Origin of the sequence: Streptomyces tauricus, assembly GCF_014650955.1 — a bacterium.
GTDB lineage: Bacteria > Actinomycetota > Actinomycetes > Streptomycetales > Streptomycetaceae > Streptomyces > Streptomyces tauricus.
In genome coordinates this window covers 177,567-194,466 of sequence record NZ_BMVY01000004.1, presented here as the reverse complement: position 1 = coordinate 194,466, position 16,900 = coordinate 177,567, and the positions used below count along the sequence as shown (strand labels likewise).

At 73.2% G+C, this 16,900-nt stretch carries 12 protein-coding genes; 4 read left to right on the top strand and 8 right to left on the bottom strand.

The features are described 5' to 3' along the window. Window positions 1-39: 39 nt before the first annotated feature. Window positions 40-1,713 carry a helix-turn-helix domain-containing protein gene (locus tag IE278_RS09800; RefSeq protein WP_189770791.1) on the top strand — a complete coding sequence of 558 codons (1,674 nt, stop codon included), beginning with the start codon at window positions 40-42 and terminating at the stop codon, window positions 1,711-1,713. 31 nt (window positions 1,714-1,744) lie between these two features. Here IE278_RS09800 and IE278_RS09795 read toward each other — a convergent pair whose 3' ends face one another. Together IE278_RS09795 and IE278_RS42160 are read right to left on the bottom strand one after the other, a co-directional pair. Next, entirely contained in the window at window positions 1,745-3,487 is a 1,743-nt protein-coding gene (locus tag IE278_RS09795; protein WP_189770789.1) for a pyruvate dehydrogenase, read from the bottom strand. Window positions 3,488-3,601: 114 nt separating this feature from the next. Further along, window positions 3,602-5,677 carry a protein phosphatase 2C domain-containing protein gene (locus IE278_RS42160; RefSeq protein ID WP_246570217.1) on the bottom strand — a complete coding sequence of 692 codons (2,076 nt, stop codon included), beginning with the start codon at window positions 5,675-5,677 and terminating at the stop codon, window positions 3,602-3,604. 466 nt (window positions 5,678-6,143) lie between these two features. Here IE278_RS42160 and IE278_RS09785 point away from each other — a divergent pair, with 466 nt between their 5' ends. Beyond that, complete coding sequence (locus tag IE278_RS09785; protein ID WP_246570216.1) at window positions 6,144-7,271, top strand: helix-turn-helix transcriptional regulator; 1,128 nt, start codon at window positions 6,144-6,146, stop codon at window positions 7,269-7,271. Window positions 7,272-7,312: 41 nt separating this feature from the next. After that, window positions 7,313-7,795 carry a DUF456 domain-containing protein gene (locus IE278_RS09780; RefSeq protein WP_189770787.1) on the top strand — a complete coding sequence of 161 codons (483 nt, stop codon included), beginning with the start codon at window positions 7,313-7,315 and terminating at the stop codon, window positions 7,793-7,795. Between the two features lie 234 nt (window positions 7,796-8,029). Here the strand turns inward: IE278_RS09780 and IE278_RS09775 are convergent, their stop codons facing one another. Continuing rightward, on the bottom strand, window positions 8,030-9,289 hold the full coding sequence (locus IE278_RS09775) for an SGNH/GDSL hydrolase family protein (protein ID WP_246570215.1): 1,260 nt from the start codon (window positions 9,287-9,289) through the stop codon (window positions 8,030-8,032). A 113-nt stretch (window positions 9,290-9,402) separates the two neighbouring features. Between IE278_RS09775 and IE278_RS09770 the strand changes: the two genes are divergently transcribed. After that, a complete protein-coding gene (locus IE278_RS09770; protein ID WP_189770785.1) occupies window positions 9,403-9,771 on the top strand; it encodes a PPOX class F420-dependent oxidoreductase in 369 nt (122 codons plus the stop codon). A gap of 65 nt (window positions 9,772-9,836) precedes the next feature. Here IE278_RS09770 and IE278_RS09765 read toward each other — a convergent pair whose 3' ends face one another. From IE278_RS09765 to IE278_RS09745, 5 genes are all read right to left on the bottom strand, one after another. Continuing rightward, window positions 9,837-10,316 carry a methylated-DNA--[protein]-cysteine S-methyltransferase gene (locus tag IE278_RS09765; protein WP_189770783.1) on the bottom strand — a complete coding sequence of 160 codons (480 nt, stop codon included), beginning with the start codon at window positions 10,314-10,316 and terminating at the stop codon, window positions 9,837-9,839. Continuing rightward, window positions 10,313-11,698 (bottom strand): DNA-3-methyladenine glycosylase 2 family protein, encoded by a 1,386-nt coding sequence (locus IE278_RS09760; RefSeq protein ID WP_189771001.1) that lies wholly within the window; start codon window positions 11,696-11,698, stop codon window positions 10,313-10,315. The genes IE278_RS09765 and IE278_RS09760 overlap by 4 nt, the downstream gene beginning before the upstream one ends. A 152-nt stretch (window positions 11,699-11,850) precedes the next feature. Next, complete coding sequence (gene rsgA / locus IE278_RS09755; RefSeq protein WP_189770781.1) at window positions 11,851-12,981, bottom strand: ribosome small subunit-dependent GTPase A; 1,131 nt, start codon at window positions 12,979-12,981, stop codon at window positions 11,851-11,853. 454 nt (window positions 12,982-13,435) lie between these two features. Next, complete coding sequence (locus tag IE278_RS09750) at window positions 13,436-14,962, bottom strand: cellulose-binding domain-containing protein (RefSeq protein WP_189770779.1); 1,527 nt, start codon at window positions 14,960-14,962, stop codon at window positions 13,436-13,438. 337 nt (window positions 14,963-15,299) lie between these two features. Beyond that, window positions 15,300-16,655: a radical SAM protein gene (locus IE278_RS09745; protein ID WP_189770777.1), complete on the bottom strand. Its 1,356-nt coding sequence runs from the start codon at window positions 16,653-16,655 to the stop codon at window positions 15,300-15,302. Window positions 16,656-16,900 lie beyond the last annotated feature (245 nt).

The following is a 16,900-nucleotide window of genomic DNA, read 5'->3' as shown; positions in this document are numbered from 1 at the left end:
GTCGGTGCGACACCAGAAGCATCAGCCGTCACTCGGGGCATGCGCAACAGGCGAGGCCGTTTCCGCCACCGTGGAACCATCCCAGCCCTCCTGACGTGCAGGTATATGGAGTGCCTGGGATGCTCATCCGGGCCGGGACAGGCCCCTCGGCCGGGGGCGACGACCAGTACGGACGACCAGGACGGGGGAACGGTGGCGACTCGGGACGAGGACGTCGAGGAGTTCGCGGCACTGCTGAGACGTCTGAAGGCACGGACGGACCGCAGTTACGGCGCCCTCGCGCGCCGGGTGAACATGAACACCTCGACGCTGCACCGCTACTGCGCCGGCGACGCGGTACCGCTCGACTTCGCCCCCGTGGAGCGGTTCGCCGCACTGTGCGGGGCGACGCCGGACGAGCGGCTCGAACTGCACCGCCGGTGGATCCTGGCGGTCGCGGCCCGTCAACGGCCCCGTACGCCCGGCCCGTCGGAGGACCCGGCCCCGGACTCGGACACGGCCCCGGCCCAGGCCCAGGCCCCGGACACGACGACGGAGGACGACGGGCCGTCGGCCGACTCGCCGCCCGACCCCGCGAGGACCACGAACTCGCCCGCCCCGAGCCCGGCATCCGACCCCGGCCCCGATCCCGACTCCGGCCCCGCCCTCGACTCCGCGGACGCACTCGTGTCCGACGCGGGTGCGAGTACGGGTACGGGTACGGGTACGGGTGCCGACGCCCGCTCCGGCTCCGGCTTCGCCGACACGCGCCCGCGCCACGCCTGGCACCGGCGGCGGATCACCGTCACCGTCGCGGCGGCGTCCGCGCTGCTTCTCACCCTCGGCAGCCTGTCGGCCCTCTCCGACGACCGGTCCTCCGACGACGCCTCCGGAAGCGTCCGCCCGTCCCCCACGACGGTCACCTCCGACCCCCGTCACCGCGCGTCGACGAGCCCGTCCCCCGGCAGGAGCGGCCCGTCGCCCTCGGCCGACGCCACGGGCAAGGCGTCCGCGTCGGCCGGCGGAGGCTCGCCTTCGAGCTCCCAGGGCGCGAAGGGTGCGAAGGGTGCGAAGGACACGAAGCAGCGGCCCAAGGGCGGCGGAACCGTCTCCGCGCCCCTCACCTGGACCGCGAACTCGCAGGCATGGAAGCTCGGTTGCGGCCACGACTACGTCATCCGCAAGGACCCGGGGCAGGTTCCGCCGCCGCCGGCCGCGCAGGACGCCGGGACCTGGGCCGCCACCCAGGGCGCGGTGCACGGGCGGGAGACCAATGTCGAGATCACCGTGCAGGGCCGGACCTCGACCGCCGTCGTCCTGACGGATCTACGGGTCCGGGTGGTCCAACGCACCGCCCCCGACCCCGGCACGGTCTACGCCATGGACCAGGGCTGCGGCGGCTCGATCACCCCGCGCTCCTTCGCGGTCGACCTGGACAAGGACCGGCCGATCGCCCGCGCGGTGCCCGGCAACGACACCGGTACGCCGATCCCGGCCGTGCGCATGCCCTACCGGGTGTCGGCCTCGGACCCGGAGGTGCTGCTGGTCACCGCGCTGACGGAGACCTGCGGCTGCTCCTGGTACCTGGAACTCGACTGGTCCTCCGAGGGACGCACCGGCACGGCCCGCATCGACGACCACGGCCGTCCGTTCCGTACGAGCGCCATCAAGGGGCTGCCGCGCTACTGGTACGGAACGGAGGGCTCGGAGCGCAAGTGGGTCCCCACCGACTGACCGCCGACGTACCGGCTCCCGTCGGCGAGCCCTACGGGCGGGGCATGTTGCGGAGGTTGGAGCGGGCCATCTGCGCCATGCGGCCCACTCCCCCGTCGAGGACCATCTTGGACGCCGACAGGGCGAAGCCGGTGACCATCTCCTTGCTGATCTTCGGCGGGATGGACAGGGCGTTCGGGTCGGTGACGATGTCGATGAGGGCGGGGCCCTTGTGCCTCAGGACGTCCTTCAGGGCGCCCGGGAGCTGCTTGGGCTTCTCGACGCGTACCCCGTAGGCACCGCAGGCCCGCGCCACGGCCGCGAAGTCGGGGTTCTTGTTGGCCGTCCCGTGCGCGGGGAGCCCGGCGACCATCATCTCCAACTCGACCATGCCCAGGGACGAGTTGTTGAAGAGGACGACCTTCACCGGCAGGTCGTACTGGACGAGGGTGAGGAAGTCGCCCATCAGCATGGAGAATCCGCCGTCGCCGGACATCGAGACGACCTGCCGGCCGCGGTCGGTGAACTGGGCGCCGATGGCCTGCGGCAGAGCGTTCGCCATGGAGCCGTGCGAGAAGGATCCGATGATGCGGCGGCGGCCGTTGGGGGTGATGTAGCGGGCCGCCCAGACGTTGCACATACCGGTGTCGACGGTGAACACGGCGTCGTCGTCGGCGAGTTCGTCGAGGACGGAGGCCACGTACTCCGGGTGGATCGGGACGTGCTTGTCGACCTTGCGGGTGTATGCCTTCACGACCCCGTCGAGCGCGTCGGCGTGCTTCTTGAGCATCTTGTCGAGGAAGCGGCGGTTGCTCTTGGGGCTCACCTTCGGGGTGAGACAGCGCAGGGTCTCCTTCACATCGCCCCACACCGCGAGGTCCAGCTTCGAACGACGGCCGAGCCGCTCGGGCCGTACGTCGACCTGGGCGATCTTGACGTCGTCGGGGAGGAAGGCGTTGTACGGGAAGTCGGTGCCCAGCAGGATCAGCAGGTCGCACTCGTGGGTGGCCTCGTAGGCGGCGCCGTACCCGAGGAGCCCGCTCATACCCACGTCGTACGGGTTGTCGTACTGGATCCACTCCTTGCCCCGCAGGGCGTGCCCGACGGGGGACTTGATCTTCTCGGCGAACTCCATGACCTCGGCGTGCGCGCCCGCGGTGCCGCTGCCGCAGAAGAGCGTGATCTTGTCCGCCTCGTCGATCATGGCGGCGAGCTTGTCGATCTCGGTGTCGCCGGGGCGCACGGTGGGGCGGGAGGTGACGAGGGCGGTCTCGGCCGCCTTGTCCGGGGCGGGCTCGTCGGCGATGTCGCCCGGCAGCGTCACCACGCTCACGCCGCCCCGGCCGATCGCGTGCTGGATGGCGGTCTGCACCAGGCGGGGCATCTGCTGCGGGTTGGAGATCATCTCGTTGTAGTGGCTGCACTCGCGGAACAGCTGCTCGGGATGGGTCTCCTGGAAGAAGCCCAGGCCGATCTCGCTGGAGGGGATGTGCGAGGCGAGGGCGAGTACGGGGGCCATGGAGCGGTGGGCGTCGTACAGGCCGTTGATGAGGTGCAGGTTTCCCGGGCCGCAGGAGCCCGCGCAGGCGGCGAGCCCGCCGGTGATCTGGGCCTCGGCGCCCGCCGCGAACGCCGCCGTCTCCTCGTGCCGGACGTGGATCCAGTCGATGGCGGAGTTGCGCCGGATCGCGTCGACGACCGGGTTGAGGCTGTCGCCGACGACTCCGTACAGGCGTTTGACGCTGGCGCGGACGAGGATGTCGACGAACTGCTCGGCGACGTTCTGCTTGGCCATGGGGTCACGCGCCCTTCGCTGTCGTTCGCTGGCGACCGCTGACGACCGACGTCGTTCGCTGTCGTTCGCTGTCATGGGATCCCCTCAGGTCCCATCTGTTCACAGCGGGCGCGGTTACGCCTCCCAAACGGCGGCGGCTGTCCGGTCGTCGGCGTACCCCTTGACCCGGACCGTGCTGTCCGCGAGGAACGCGGCGAGGCCGGGTGGCTCGCTCCGCGACCAGCGGGAGGTGAGGTGTTCGACCAGGCGCGGTTCGCCGCGCAGGGGCTCGGCGAGGCCGCCGCTGCACAGCAGGAGCGTGTCGCCCGGGCGGGCGACGGAGGCACGGAAGCGGAAGGGGGCGCGGGGCGGTGGCTCGGGCGCCGGTTCGTACGGGCTCGGGGGTGTGGTGATGCCCAGGTCCATGGTCAGCCGGTCGCCGTCGGGCGTCTCGTGGGGGGTGTCGCGGGGTGTCTCGCCGGGCGTGTCGGGGGGCAGCGATCCGAAGCCGACGACGGCCTCGCCCGTGGTGTCGGCGACGCGCGGTTCGATGTCCTGCCACTCGCCGTCCCGCAACCGGAACAGACCGCCCGCTCCTACGCCGAAGAAGACGCGCGTACGGCACGCGGGGTCGGCCGGCAGGAGCAGGCAGCGCAGGCTCGCGGTGTACTCCTCGGGCTCGACGCCCCGCTCGACGGCGGCGGCCCGCAGCCTGCCCAGGCTGCGGTCGGTGAGGCGGTGCAGACCGGACTTCAGGTCGCCGCGCCGGGCGGCCCTGATGTCCTCGGCCAGCCGGGCGTGACTGCGGCCCACGGCCCTTCCGATCCACTGGCAGGCCTCGGCGGCGGCACGGTGGGCGTCGGGGGTGGCGCGGGCGCCGGTCGCCATGGCGACCAGGACGAGGGCGTCGTCGCCGGTGCCGAAGCGGGCGGTGAGCAGGGAGTCCCTGCGCGGCTCGCCCCGGAACCGGGCGGAGTCCCCGCGCACGGACACGGCTCGCAGGGTGTACGTGCCGTACGACGCCCCGTCCAGCACGGTGTCGGCCACGAGGTCGTCGAGGTCGTCCGGGTCGGCGGCCGGCAGCGCGGTGGGTTCGGCGTCGTAGGTGGGCGGGCCGGAGCCGACGTGGTCGAGCGGGGCGGGGGTCTCGGGCACGCGCAGGACGGGCTGCTCCCGCCCGGACTCCCCGGACTCCCCGGACTGCTCGGGCTTCTCCGGCTGGTCGGGCGGTGTGCCGGTGGGGGTGCTGTCGCCGAGGGACGGGGTGCCCACGGTGGGCGGGGGCCCGATGGTCGGCGGGCCGCCGGGGGGCTGGGGCCACTCCGACGACGGGGGCGCGGCGGGGCGCTTGCCGGGGCCCGCGGCCTCCGAAGCCGGCGGGGGCACTTCCGTGGACATGGCCGTGGGCGGCGGTACGGGTGTGCGGAACCCGGTGGGGCCGCCCTGGCCCTGCTGGAAGGTGGCCGGGCCCGGGGGCTCCGCGGGCGGGGCCTCCCAGGGGGCGCGCTGCCGCTGGAGTCCGCTGCGCCACAGGGGGTCCGACTCCGCCGGCCCCTCGGCGGGGGGCGGGTCCGTGGGCACGGGGTGGCGCGGGTCGGTCGGGGCGGCGCGGCGCGTTTCCGCCAGCGGGGTGCTGGGGGGCCACCATGGTGGGGGCATCTTTTCGGCGGGGCCGGTGCCGGGTGCGGGTGGTGGGGGCTGGTCGCGCAGTTCCCCGCGCCCCTCACCGGGCCCGGCCCCGGACGCGGCGCTCGGCCCCACCCAGCCGTCGGCAGACGGCATGCCAGGTGCGGGCCGTGAAGGCTCGCCGCGCAGTTCCCCGCGCCCCTGACGGGGCCCGGCAGACTGTGACCCGCGCCCCTCACCGGGCCCGGCCCCGGACGCGGCGCTCGGCCCCACCGGGCCGTCGGCGGGCGACATGCCAGGTGCGGGCCGTGAAGGCTCGCCGCGCAGTTCCCCGCGCCCCTGACGGGGCTCGGTAGACCGTGCCCCGCGCTCCTGACGGGGTTCGCCCGGCTGAACGTCGGAGGCCCTGGGTGGGGGGACCGCCGGGGGTGGGGTCGGTGGGGTCAGGGTGTCTGTCGCCGAGGCGAAGCGGTCGTCCAGGGAGTCCGGTGCGGGCGCCGGCCCGGTGTCCCCCGTGGAGTCGTCGTACAGCTGCCCCCACCAGTCGTCCTGCTGACCGGTCGGCCTCTCCCCCTGCTGGCTCATGCCCGTAATTGTCCACCGCTCGGGCCGGATGAAAACGGGGCACGGGGAAAAACCAGCGATACGGGACCGCCGGGCAGTCCCACCCCCCACGGGAGAACCACCCGGCGGCGCCTGTGTGACCGGGCCCGACGGCCCGCGTCACGGTCTGGGCGGCCGGACCCCAAGCGGAACCGGCCGGTCCGGCCGGACCCGCCCCGAGTGTGACCCGCTCACCTGAGGCCGAGCTGTGCGCACCGGTCGCACCGGTCTCCCCGGTCGGGTTCCACCCGCCGTACCGTTCATCCGCCGCAGCCCCGTTCTCGCGGTCATTGGCCGGTCCTCGCCGGTCCGGGCCGCGCGGGCGGACCGGACTGCCGTCAGCGCCACCTTGGCAGAGACACGGACGGTACGGCGATGATGTGCCGAGGCGGTTTTACGCCGTGGCCGTTTTCCGCCACGGCCGGGGTTCGGGGAGGGGCGTCGCCGCATGCTCGGAGCGACAGGTCTGGCAGCACTGGGACTGGACGACACACACGAGTCGGCGTACCGCGCCCTGGTGTCCGTGGGCGCCGCCGACGTGCCCGATCTCGCACGCCGGCTCACACTCGGCGAGCACGACACCGAACGCGCGCTGCGCAGACTGGAACGGCACGGGCTCGCGGCTCAGTCGTCGGCGCGTTCCGGCCGCTGGGTGGCCGCGCCGCCCGGCGTCGCGCTCGGCGCGCTGCTCACCCAGCGGCGCCACGAGCTGGACCAGGCCGAGCTGACGGCGGCGCTGCTCGCCGAGGAGTACCGCGCGCAGGCCACCGAACCCGCAGCCGTCGACCTGGTGGAGGTGGTGACGGGTGCCGCCGCGGTCGCCCAGCGCTTCCTGCAGCTCCAGCTGGGCGCGAGCGACGAGGTGTGCGCCCTGGTCACGGGCAACCCCGTCGTCGTCTCCGGGACGGACAACGACGCGGAGGAGCAGGCCGCCGGCCGGGGCGTCCGCTACCGCGTGGTCGTCGAACGCTCGGTCCTGCACCTGCCGGGCGGCATCGCCGAACTCTCCGCGGCCCTCGGCCGTGACGAGCGGGTACGGGTCGTGGACGAGGTGCCGACCAAGCTGGTGATCGTCGACCGGTCCCTCGCGATGGTGCCGCTGACCTCGCAGGCCCTGGAGCCCGCCGCGCTCGTCGTCCACGCCAGCGGGCTGCTCGAATCACTGTCGGGTCTGTTCGAGTCGGTGTGGCGGGACGCCCTGCCCCTGCGCCTGGGCACACCCGCGACGCCCGGCGAGCCCGGCACGGTCGTCGAGGAGGAGCGGGACGGGCCGGACGGCACCGACCTGGAGATCCTCTCCCTGCTCCTCGCCGGGCTGACCGACGCGAGCGTCGCCAAACAGCTCGATCTGGGGCTGCGGACCGTACAGCGCCGGGTGAAGCGGCTGATGGAGCTGACGGGCGTCACGACCCGCCTCCAGCTCGGCTGGCACACGTACGAGAAGGGCTGGGTGGCCCGGGGTCCACACGACCGCCCCGCGACACCGGCATCAGTACCAGTACCGGCACCGGCACCGGCACCGGCACCGGCACCCGCACCCGCACCCACCCCCGCACCCCCACCCGCACAGGACTGACCTGACCTGCGGGTGACCCCGTACTGGGGCACCCTGGGCAGATGGGAGCGTGGGAACTCCTGCTGGTCGGTGTGGTGCTGCTGCTCGGCCTGAGCGGGGTGCTGGTGCCCGGCGCGCCGGGCTCGTGGCTCGTGTGGGCCGCGGTCCTGTGGTGGGCCTTCGAGGACCCCCGGCCGCTCTCCTGGGGCGTGCTCGTGGGCGCCACCGCCCTTCTCCTCCTCGTCCAGGTGATCCGCTGGTGGCTGCCGCCGCGCAGTCTGCGGGCGAGCGGCGCCACCCCCCGAATGGCGGTGTACGCGGGCGTCGGCGCACTCCTCGGCTTCTTCCTCGTGCCGGTGATCGGTGCGATACCAGGCTGCCTCGGCGGCATCTACCTCGCCGAACGGCTGCGGCTCGGCGGCCATGGCGACGCGATGACCTCCGTACGCAGGGTGATGCGCCAGGGCGGGACGAGCGTGCTGGTGGAGTTGTTCGCCTGTCTGCTGATCGCGGGGGCGTGGCTGGGAGCGGTCATCTGGGGCTGAGGGAACCCGCGGCTGCAGCCGGCCACCGGATCCGCCGCCGGCGGGACCCGGCTCGCCGACGGCCTGCCCGCGCGGGCGACCGCGGCCGACCGTGGGAACACCCCCGCCGACCCCTGGCTCACCGTCCTCGACGACGCCGGCCTCGTCCGGCGGCGGATGCGCGATGCGCGAGGGCGGCGGAGGCCCCGCGCTGGGGCCTGCCCACGCCATGAGCCCTCCCTGCGCCAGGGCCGGTCACCGTGCCAGGGCGGTGAGGTCGATGCTGTCGGCCAGTGCGCGCATGCCCGCGTCGTTGAAGTGGAGATGGTCGCCGGGGTCGTACGCGGCGCGCATACGGTCCGGACGGGACGGGTCGCGGACCACGGCGTCGAAGTCGGCGACCGCGTCGAAGAGACCGCCGGTGCGGATGAGCTGGTTGACCGACCGACGTACGCGCTCGCGGGCCGCCGTGTGGCTGCCGTGGCCGCCGAACGGGGTGATGGTGGCGCCGACGACCCGGATCCCGCGGGCGTGGGCGCGCCGGACGATCTCGCGGTACGCGGCACCGAGGGCGGCCGGGTCGGTCTGGTTGGGCGCGCTCTTGATGTCGTTGACGCCCTCCATCACGATCAGCGTGCGCACCCCGGTGCGGGAGAGCACATCGGCGTCGAGGCGGGCCAGCGCGCTGGGCCCACGCCCTTCGAGCAGCAGCCGGTTGCCGGCGACGCCCGCGTTCAGTACGCCCTGCCGACGGTCGGCCGGCAGGGCGCGGAGCCGCTCGGCGAGCCGGTCGGGCCAGCGGCGGTTGGCGCTCGGTGTCGAGCCCGAGCCGTCGGTGAGGGAGTCACCGAGCGCGACCACGCTCCCGGGAGCCTGCGGGCGGAGCACGTCGACGCCGGTCACGTAGTACCAGGAACTGGTCGTGGCCTTGTAGGCGGCGCCGCCCGTCTCCGCGGTGCGATTGCCGTTCAGGGCGAGGAAGTTGGTCTGCAGCGCGTCGCGGTGGTAGGTCGCGGGGCCCGAGTCGCCGGGGGTGTGGAGGGTGACGAGGAGGTTCGTGGCGGCGGGGACGCTCATCCGGAGGGGATCGCTGACGACGTCCTTGCCGGCCGGCACGGTGATCTTCTTCCGGCCGCCGAAGGTAAGGGCGCGCATGGTGCCGGAGACGGCGTGCGGGCTCTTGGGCGCGTTCTGCCGCTGTCTGGCCAGGGTGGCCGCGCCGAGCATCAGCGGCTGGGTACCGAGCCGGTTGGAGATCCGTACCCGAAGGGCCGTACCGCCGACGCTCGTACGGACGACGTTGCGGATCGAGGCGCCGGGGAGCGGGGCCGCGGTGCCGGAGGCGGCGGCTTCCCAGGTGCCGGTCCAGTGCTCGGGGGCGGCCCGCGCACCCGCGCGGTCGGGGCCGGCCGGGGGTCCTCCGTGGGCCGCGGCCGTGCCCATCAGCGTGAGGGCCAGCGCGCCGGCCAGGGCGGTCAGGGCCCGGCAGGCGTCTCTTCGTCCGACCTCGACCATGATGCGTTCCTGCCTTCCACCGACGGAGTCTGGGGGAGCCCGCGGTGTACAGGTACGGGGCCCGGGGTCAGGATCCGGTGCGGAGGGCGGGAAAACCGTGTTTGGCTGCTGACATGACCGCATTCAGTGAAGCCGAACGGGCGTACCTAAAATCCCAGCGGCTGGGCCGCCTCGCCACCGTCGACCAGCACGGCCAGCCGCAGGCGAACCCCGTCGGCTTCCATCCGCAGGACGACGGGACGATCCTCATCGGCGGCTATGCCATGGGGACGACCAAGAAGTGGCGCAACCTCCAGAAGAATCCGAAGGTCGGTCTCGTCATCGACGACATCGTCAGCCTGCGGCCCTGGAAGGTGCGCGGAGTGGACATCCGTGGGGACGCCGAACTCCTGACCGGGCCGCACGAGTTGGGCCCGCACTTCAGCGAGGAGCTGATCCGCGTCCATCCCCGGCGGATCCACAGCTGGGGTCTGGAGGAGTGACCGGGGCGACCGGGGCGGGTCCGGCTCGCGCCCGACCGGCCCCTCAGCGGCCCTTCATCAACCCTTCAGCGGCCTTCGAGCGTGAGGAGCTGGACCTTGCGTTCCAGCCCGCCCGCGTACCCCGTGAGGGACCCGTCGGCGCCGATCACGCGATGGCACGGGCGGACGATCAGCAGAGGATTGGCGCCGATCGCTCCGCCGACGGCCCGCACGGCGACGCGCGAGGCACCGATCCGCGCGGCGATCTCCCCGTACGTGGCGGTCGTGCCGTAGGGAACGGAGTCGAGGGCGTCCCAGACCTTCTCGCGGAACTCGGTGCCGCTCGCCCGCAACGGCAGCCGGAATTCCTTGAGTTCACCGGCGAAGTAGGCGGTGAGCTGCCGCTCGGCCTCCGCGAACAGCTCCGGCGCGTGCCGCCAGTCGGGGCCGACCGTGCGTCCGCCCTTCTGGCCGGGCACGGACAGGGAGGTCAGCGTTCCGGACGCGTCCGCGGTGAGCAGGAGGTCACCGACGGGGCTGTCGAGGGTGGTGTGGTACGTGGTCACGTGTCTTCGCCTTCCGGCCGCTGGGCCGCTTCGAGGTGCCGCAGGGCGTAGGAACGCCACGGCCGCCAGGTGTCGGGGACCGGCGCTCCGGGCGGGCCCACGTCGGGGTCGCCCAGCGCACGGGTATGGATGACGGCCACGACGTGCGCGTCCAGGCCGGGCAGGGCGTTCAGGGCGGCCCGCGCCGCCTGCCGGTCGGCGCCCGGGTCGAGCCGCAGCTCGCCGTCCGCGAGGGCCGCGGCGAGGGCGCCCAGGGTGCCGCCGCACTCCACCAGGGAGGCGGGCTCGGGGAAGACGTGCGTGAGCGTCCCGCAGGGCGAGTCCAGCACTTTCCCGTACGCCCGCACGAGCCGCTCGGCCTCGCGGGGGCCGACGAGCGCGCGCACGGCCAGTTCCTCCGGGTCGGCGGCGCCGGGCGAGCGCAGTCCCGGCCTGGCGGCGACCAGCGGGGCCAGCCGCGGGTCCGCGGCGAGGCGCTCGTCCACCGCGTACGGGTCGGCGTCGAGGTCGAAGAGGCGGCGCAGGCGCTGCACGGCGGTGGTGAGGTCGCGCAGGTCGGTGAGGTGCAGCCGGGCGTCGAGCCAGCCGCTGCTGTGGGCGGACGCGTCCGCCACCCGTTCCCCGACGGCGACGATGCCCGTGCCGTACGGCAGCCGCAGGGTCCGCCGGTAGGTGCGGGACCCGGGGGCGCCCGTCACCTCCTCGATGCCCGGCACCGCCTCGGCGCCCAGCAGGTCGAAGACGGCGGCGGCCTGGTACGGGCCGCGGTGGGCGAGGCGCAGCGGGATGCCCGCGGAGGGGGTCGCCGCCGGTCGCGTACCACCGCGGTTCCCGGCGGCGCGCAGCCCGGTCGGAGTCGACGCGTACACGGTCCTGATCGTGTCGTTGAACTGGCGCACGCTCGCGAAGCCGGCCGCGAACGCGATCTCGGTGACCGGCAGCCCCGTGGTCTGCAGGAGCACCCGTGCGGTGTGGGCCCGCTGGGCGCGGGCGAGGGCCACGGGGCCCGCGCCCAGTTCGGCGGTGAGCTGCCGTTGGACCTGGCGGGCGCTGTAGCCGAGGCGGTCGGCGAGCCCGGCGACGCCCTCGCGGTCGACGACGCCGTCGCCGATCATCCGCATGGCGCGTCCCACGACGTCGGCGCGTACGTTCCACTCGGCGGACCCGGGCGCGGCGTCCGGGCGGCACCGGCGGCAGGCGCGGAACCCCGAGCCCTGCGCGGCGGCGGCCGTGGCGTAGTACCGCACGTTCTGCCGCTTCGGCGTCACCGCGGGGCAGCTGGGCCGGCAGTAGATGCCCGTCGTCCGCACGGCGAAGAAGAACGCCCCGTCGAACCGGGCGTCCCGGCTGCGTACGGCTCCGTATCCGGTCTCCTCGTCAATCACCCTTCCAGTCTGCGCCCCCGCCGGCCTGCGGTCTGGCGGATTTCGGACGCGACGCTGCGGGCGCCCGGCGGGTCAGGGCGGGCGGGCCGACCGGGCGGCCTCCGGAGGGGGTGGGCCGGTTGTGCGGGCCAGCCCACCCCCTGGGGGCCTCAGTGCCAGGCCCGGTTCCCGCGCTTGGCCTCCATCGCGGCCCGTCCCTCGGCACCCCGGCGCTTCCACTCGCGGCGCAGTTCGTTGCGGACGCGCGCGTCGGTCTTGGCCACGATCCGCTGGTTCTCACGGAGGAGCTTGCGGTAGCTTTCGAGCCGCCGCTCGGGCAGCACCCCGGATTCGAGCGCGGCCAGTACCGCGCACCCGGGCTCGGCCACGTGCGCGCAGTCGAGGAACCGGCAGCCCTGGGCGAGCTCCTCGATCTCCGCGAACACCTGCCCGACACCGCTGCCGGCGTCGAAGAGCCCGACCCCGCGCAGGCCGGGGGTGTCGATCAGTACGCCACCGCCCGGCAGCACCAGCAGATTCCGGGTCGTGGTCGTGTGCCGACCTTTGCCGTCGACGTCACGCGCCGCCTGAACGGCCATGACATCCTCCCCGAGCAGCGCGTTCGCGAGCGTCGACTTGCCCGCTCCGGACTGGCCGAGCAGCACGGAGGTCCCGCCGGACACGACGGCGCCGAGCACGTCGAGCCCGTCCCCGTCCGTGGAACTGACCGCCAGCACCTGCACGCCCGGCGCCGCGGTCTCCACGTCCTGCACGAGATACGCGACCCCCACCGGGTCCGGCACGAGGTCGGCCTTGGTCAGCACGACCAGCGGCTGGGCGCCGGACTCCCAGGCCAGCGCGAGGAACCGTTCGATCCGGCCGAGGTCGAGCTCCACCGCCAGGGACACGGCGATGATCGCGTAGTCCACGTTGGCGGCGAGGATCTGCCCTTCCGACCGCTTGGACGAGGTCGACCGCACGAAGGCGGTACGCCGCGGCAGATACTCCCGTACGTAGCGGGGGTCCCCGCCGGGGTCGACGGCGGCCCAGTCCCCGGTGCAGATGACCCGGAGCGGGTCGTGCGGCGTCACGAACTCGGTGTCGACCCGCACGAGCCCGTCGGCGGAGACGACATCGCACTGCCCGCGGTCGACCCGCACGACCCGCCCGGGCACGAGCCCGCGTTCGAGGTGGGGGGCGAATTCAGCGGCCCACGCGTCGTCCCAGCCGTAGGCGGCGAGCGGGTGGCCGGAGGACCCGGAAGAAGAGAGGTGTGAGGAGGAGAAGGACGAGAAAGACAAGGGGTGACCCTTCGAAGGGTGGCCCCGGCCGCGCGCACTCGGGCGCGGAGAAGAAGGTTGTCAGCCGGTGACCACGGAGGTGGATTCGATGAACTTCCGGATGCGGGCAGCGCCCAACTCAACGACAGCCATCGTTCACACCTCCAAGAACCGAGCAGAGTCACCCGCGGCGACCAGGGGCCACCGCTCCAACAGAACGGAAGCGTAGAGCCGTCCGAACCGGGACGCCATCGAATTACGGCGCGTCTTTCTCTTCCAACGAACCGCGGCCCCTGCCACGCGTGCCAGGGGCAGGCCCGCGACGCGAGTCACGCACACGCGCGAGCGCGCCGCTCAGCCGGCCTCGTCGTCGATCACCATCTTGATCTCCCCGCGGCGCTGGACCCGGGCCGACCGGGAGCAGGGGCGCCGTAGTCGTCGCGGTGCCCCTGCCTACGGCGATGAGCCGTGCGCCTCAGCTGGAGTGCGTGCAGCTGCGGCCGTTCAGGGTGAAGTCGACCGGTGGTGAGTTCTTGTCGTGCCAGGAGGCGAGGAAGCCCACGGCCAGGGAGCCGCCCGCCGCGACGGACTTGTTGTAGTCGGCGGCTGTCGCCGTTACCCGGGAGCCCTTCTGGGCGAAGGTGCCGTCCCACATCTGTGTCATCTTCTGGCCGTCGCGGAAGGTCCAGCCGACGCGCCAGGTGTCGAGGGCGTAGTCGGACTTGGCGGTGACGGTGGCCTGGAACCCGTCCGGCCACTCGCTGACCAGGTCGTATCTGGCGTGGCAGACGGCGGGTTCGCTGGGGTTGGGAGCGGTGGCGTCCTCCTCGGCGGAGGACGAGGAGTCGCCCTGGGCCTCCTTCTCCGAACCGGTTCCCGTGATCGCCCCCGCGTCCGCGCTGGACTTCGGTGTCTTCGGGGACGCCGTGGACGACGTCGACTCGCCGACCGACCCGGAGCCGGAGCCCGACGGCAGGCCGTCGAACGAGGGCACCTGTTCCCCCACCGGCTGCCGGCCCGCCGACTCCGCGGCGGTCTCGGTGCCGTCGTCCCCCGAGCCGAAGGGCACCAGGGTCACGACGAGTGCGAGGAGCGAGACCCCGGCGGCCACGGCCAGCAGCCCGGCGCGCCCGATCCGGGCCCGGCCGCCTTTCTCCTTCGTCCAGCCGGCGGGTTCGTCCGTGTCGTCGGCGGCACTGCGGCTGAGGCCCGACTCGACGGCCCTGCGCCGCCGTTCGAGGTAGGCGAGCCCGCCCCAGCCGATCACTCCGCCCGCGAGCGCGGAGGGCAGCCCGCCCCCGCTGTGCTTGAGGCAGGCGGCGGCCTCCGCGCACTCGACACAGCGGGCCAGGTGGCGCGAGAGGTCGTCGGGCACGTCGGCGGCGGGCGAGCGGGTGACCGCGTCGAGCAGGCGCGCGTAACTGCGGCACTCCTCGGCGAGCGGGGTGTCGAGGTGGTTGCGGTGGCAGCGGTCCCGGAACACTCCGCGTACCTGCTGCAACTCCTCGGTGACGCCCGCCGGATCGAGGCCGAGCCGACGGGCCACCGCGGCCGTCGGCATGGCCTCGACCTCGGTCAGCCACAGGAGCGCGGCGTCCGGTTCCTGCATGTCCCGCAGGCCGCGCAGGGCCAGCGGCCGGTGCAGGGGCGGGCCGGAAAAACGTTCGGCGTGCTCGGAGTTGAGCCAAAGACGCAGTTCGGGTACGAGTCGGTCGCCGTGGCCCTGGGCCTCCCAGGCGACGGCTGTCTGGCGTACGGCGGTCAGGAGGAGCGGTATGCGGGGCAGCCTGGGCGAACGCGCCCGGCGTCCGAAGCTCTTGCCGCCGGTCTCGGCCTCCGCGGCACGGGCTTCGCGTATACCGCGGGAGAAGGCCTCGGAGGCCAGGGGACGTGCGTCGGCGGAACCGCCGGTGCAGAGGTCGGCGTAGGAAAGAACCGCGTCCCAGCACTCCGAGAACAAGGTTGCCTCGGCGGCGTCCTGAGGGGTCGGCAGGTCTGGCATGGGTGGGGGTTTCACCTGCATCCAGATGGGGGCTCAAGTGGGGTCAACTCACCCGTTTAATACGGGAGTTGAAGGGGACGTCTCGCGACCGGGTGAGTTTTTCACGCTTCCTGCACAACTGACAAGCGGCACCGCCAGATCCGGTTACCGCCGGTCGCGTGCCCCACCAGGCCCGGTGGCCCCAGCCGTACGTCCTCACCAGGCCCGGTGGCCCCAGCCGTACGTCCTCATCGGCCCCGCGGGCCCGACCGACCCCTCCTGGTCACTCGGGCCACCGTCGTCTCGTCCGTGCCGTCTCGTCCGTGCCGGCCGCGTCCCTGCCCTGCCCCGGCCGGCCTCAGCCCACCGGCACCCCGTCCGTGCCCGCTTCCTTCTCCTCCCCCACCGGCGCGTTCGCCGGGAGGCTGTCCATGAAGGAGCTGACCGAGAACACCGCGTTGCCCGGTCCGGGCGGCCCGTATCCGGGGGGCGAGGCGAGGCCGAAGTCGTCCATCGTCGCCCGGTAGGCCTCCAGCAGCCGGATGTGGTACTCCAGCGGCGCGCCGTTCGGGTTGGCCTTGCCGAGCGGGGTCGTCGGCTCGGGGCACCAGGTGGTGAAGCGGGGCGTGATGCCCTGCGACATGAAGAACCGCAGCCCCTCCGTCGTGGACGCGATCGCCTCGTCGACCGTCTTGAACCCGAAGGGCTCGGCCATCTCCACCCCCGCGACGAAGTTGGGGATGACATTGCGCGCGCCGAAGACCTCCGCGGAGTCGAGGATGCGCTTGTGCCACTCGTCGCGGCCGACGTAGCGCTCCTTGCCGGGGCAGTACATCTTGAACAGGTACTCGTCCCACACCTCGTAGTTGGGGTGGTAGATCTGTACGCCGTAGTCCTTGAAGCGCTGCACGTCGTCGCGGGGCAGCGCCTGGGCGACGACCTTGCCGATCCACCGCCCGGGGAAGTGCTCCTCGATGGCCTTGGCGTACATGCCGTAGAAGTCGGCCTCGTCGCGGCCCTGCAGCTTGGAGGTGATCGCGCCGCCGGTCAGCGTGTACGCGGTGGACGTCTTCGCCGTGTCGTACCGGTCGATGATCTCCAGCGCCTCAAGGACCTCGTCGACGTCCTTCACCCCGGTGTACGGGCGGCCCGCCGCCTTCTGCTGGCGCCAGTTGTGGTTGATGTCGCAGTACTGGCACTCCTCCTTGGCGCCGAAGTACTGGCAGACGCGGAAGACCGTGAGGTAGATCAGGTAGCCCCACTGGATGGTGGGGGCCACCTCCATGACGGACTTCCCGTTGGAGAGCTTGTGCCGGTAGTACTCCGGCATCGGCGGCACCCCGACGTCCGAAATCCGCTTCCCGTCCAGGTAAAGCCCGAGCAGGCCGTCGGGGCCGGCGGCGACGCGGTAGGGCGAGGACGGGTTGACGCGTACGGAGACGACGGTCCGCCGCAGGTCGTACGGGCCGCCGGTGAGGATGATCTCCTCGGGCGGGCGGCGCAGGGCGGCCTCGCCCAGTTCGGGGAGGGTGCCGTGGTCGAAGGAGAAGATGAAGTACGACTTCGGTTTGACGTCTCCGCCCTCGTTGTCGCTGAGCGCGGAGTCGTCGAAGGCCACGCCGCCGCGGAGGAGGTCTTCTTTGAAGACCGCCTCGCGCGGTACGTGCGGGAACCTTTCCATCAGATCCTCGACCAGCGCGGTTCGGCTGCCCATCCCGTCCTCCTCGCTCCCGGCGGCGTACTCCCGACGGCTGTGTTCGACTCCTCACGGTATGCCCCGCCTCCTGGGCGGCCTGTGCCGGGGCCCTTCCGGGCGGGGAGCGGGCCTGTGGCGTGCGCCGGCCTTCTTCACTGGCCGCGGGCCGGTGGGGCTGATTGCGCCGTTCCCCGCGCCCCCAAAAAACAGGGCTCCACCCCGGGCGTACGAGGATGGGTGCGGGCCGGTCGGAGCTGGCCGCG

Coding starts and splice junctions, on each gene's coding strand:
- IE278_RS09800 (WP_189770791.1), top strand. CDS start 40: ATGCGCAACAGGCGAGGCCGTTTCCGCCACCGTGGAACCATCCCAGCC.
- IE278_RS09795 (WP_189770789.1), bottom strand. CDS start 3,487: ATGGCCAAGCAGAACGTCGCCGAGCAGTTCGTCGACATCCTCGTCCGC.
- IE278_RS42160 (WP_246570217.1), bottom strand. CDS start 5,677: ATGAGCCAGCAGGGGGAGAGGCCGACCGGTCAGCAGGACGACTGGTGG.
- IE278_RS09785 (WP_246570216.1), top strand. CDS start 6,144: ATGCTCGGAGCGACAGGTCTGGCAGCACTGGGACTGGACGACACACAC.
- IE278_RS09780 (WP_189770787.1), top strand. CDS start 7,313: ATGGGAGCGTGGGAACTCCTGCTGGTCGGTGTGGTGCTGCTGCTCGGC.
- IE278_RS09775 (WP_246570215.1), bottom strand. CDS start 9,289: ATGGTCGAGGTCGGACGAAGAGACGCCTGCCGGGCCCTGACCGCCCTG.
- IE278_RS09770 (WP_189770785.1), top strand. CDS start 9,403: ATGACCGCATTCAGTGAAGCCGAACGGGCGTACCTAAAATCCCAGCGG.
- IE278_RS09750 (WP_189770779.1), bottom strand. CDS start 14,962: ATGCCAGACCTGCCGACCCCTCAGGACGCCGCCGAGGCAACCTTGTTC.
- IE278_RS09745 (WP_189770777.1), bottom strand. CDS start 16,655: ATGGGCAGCCGAACCGCGCTGGTCGAGGATCTGATGGAAAGGTTCCCG.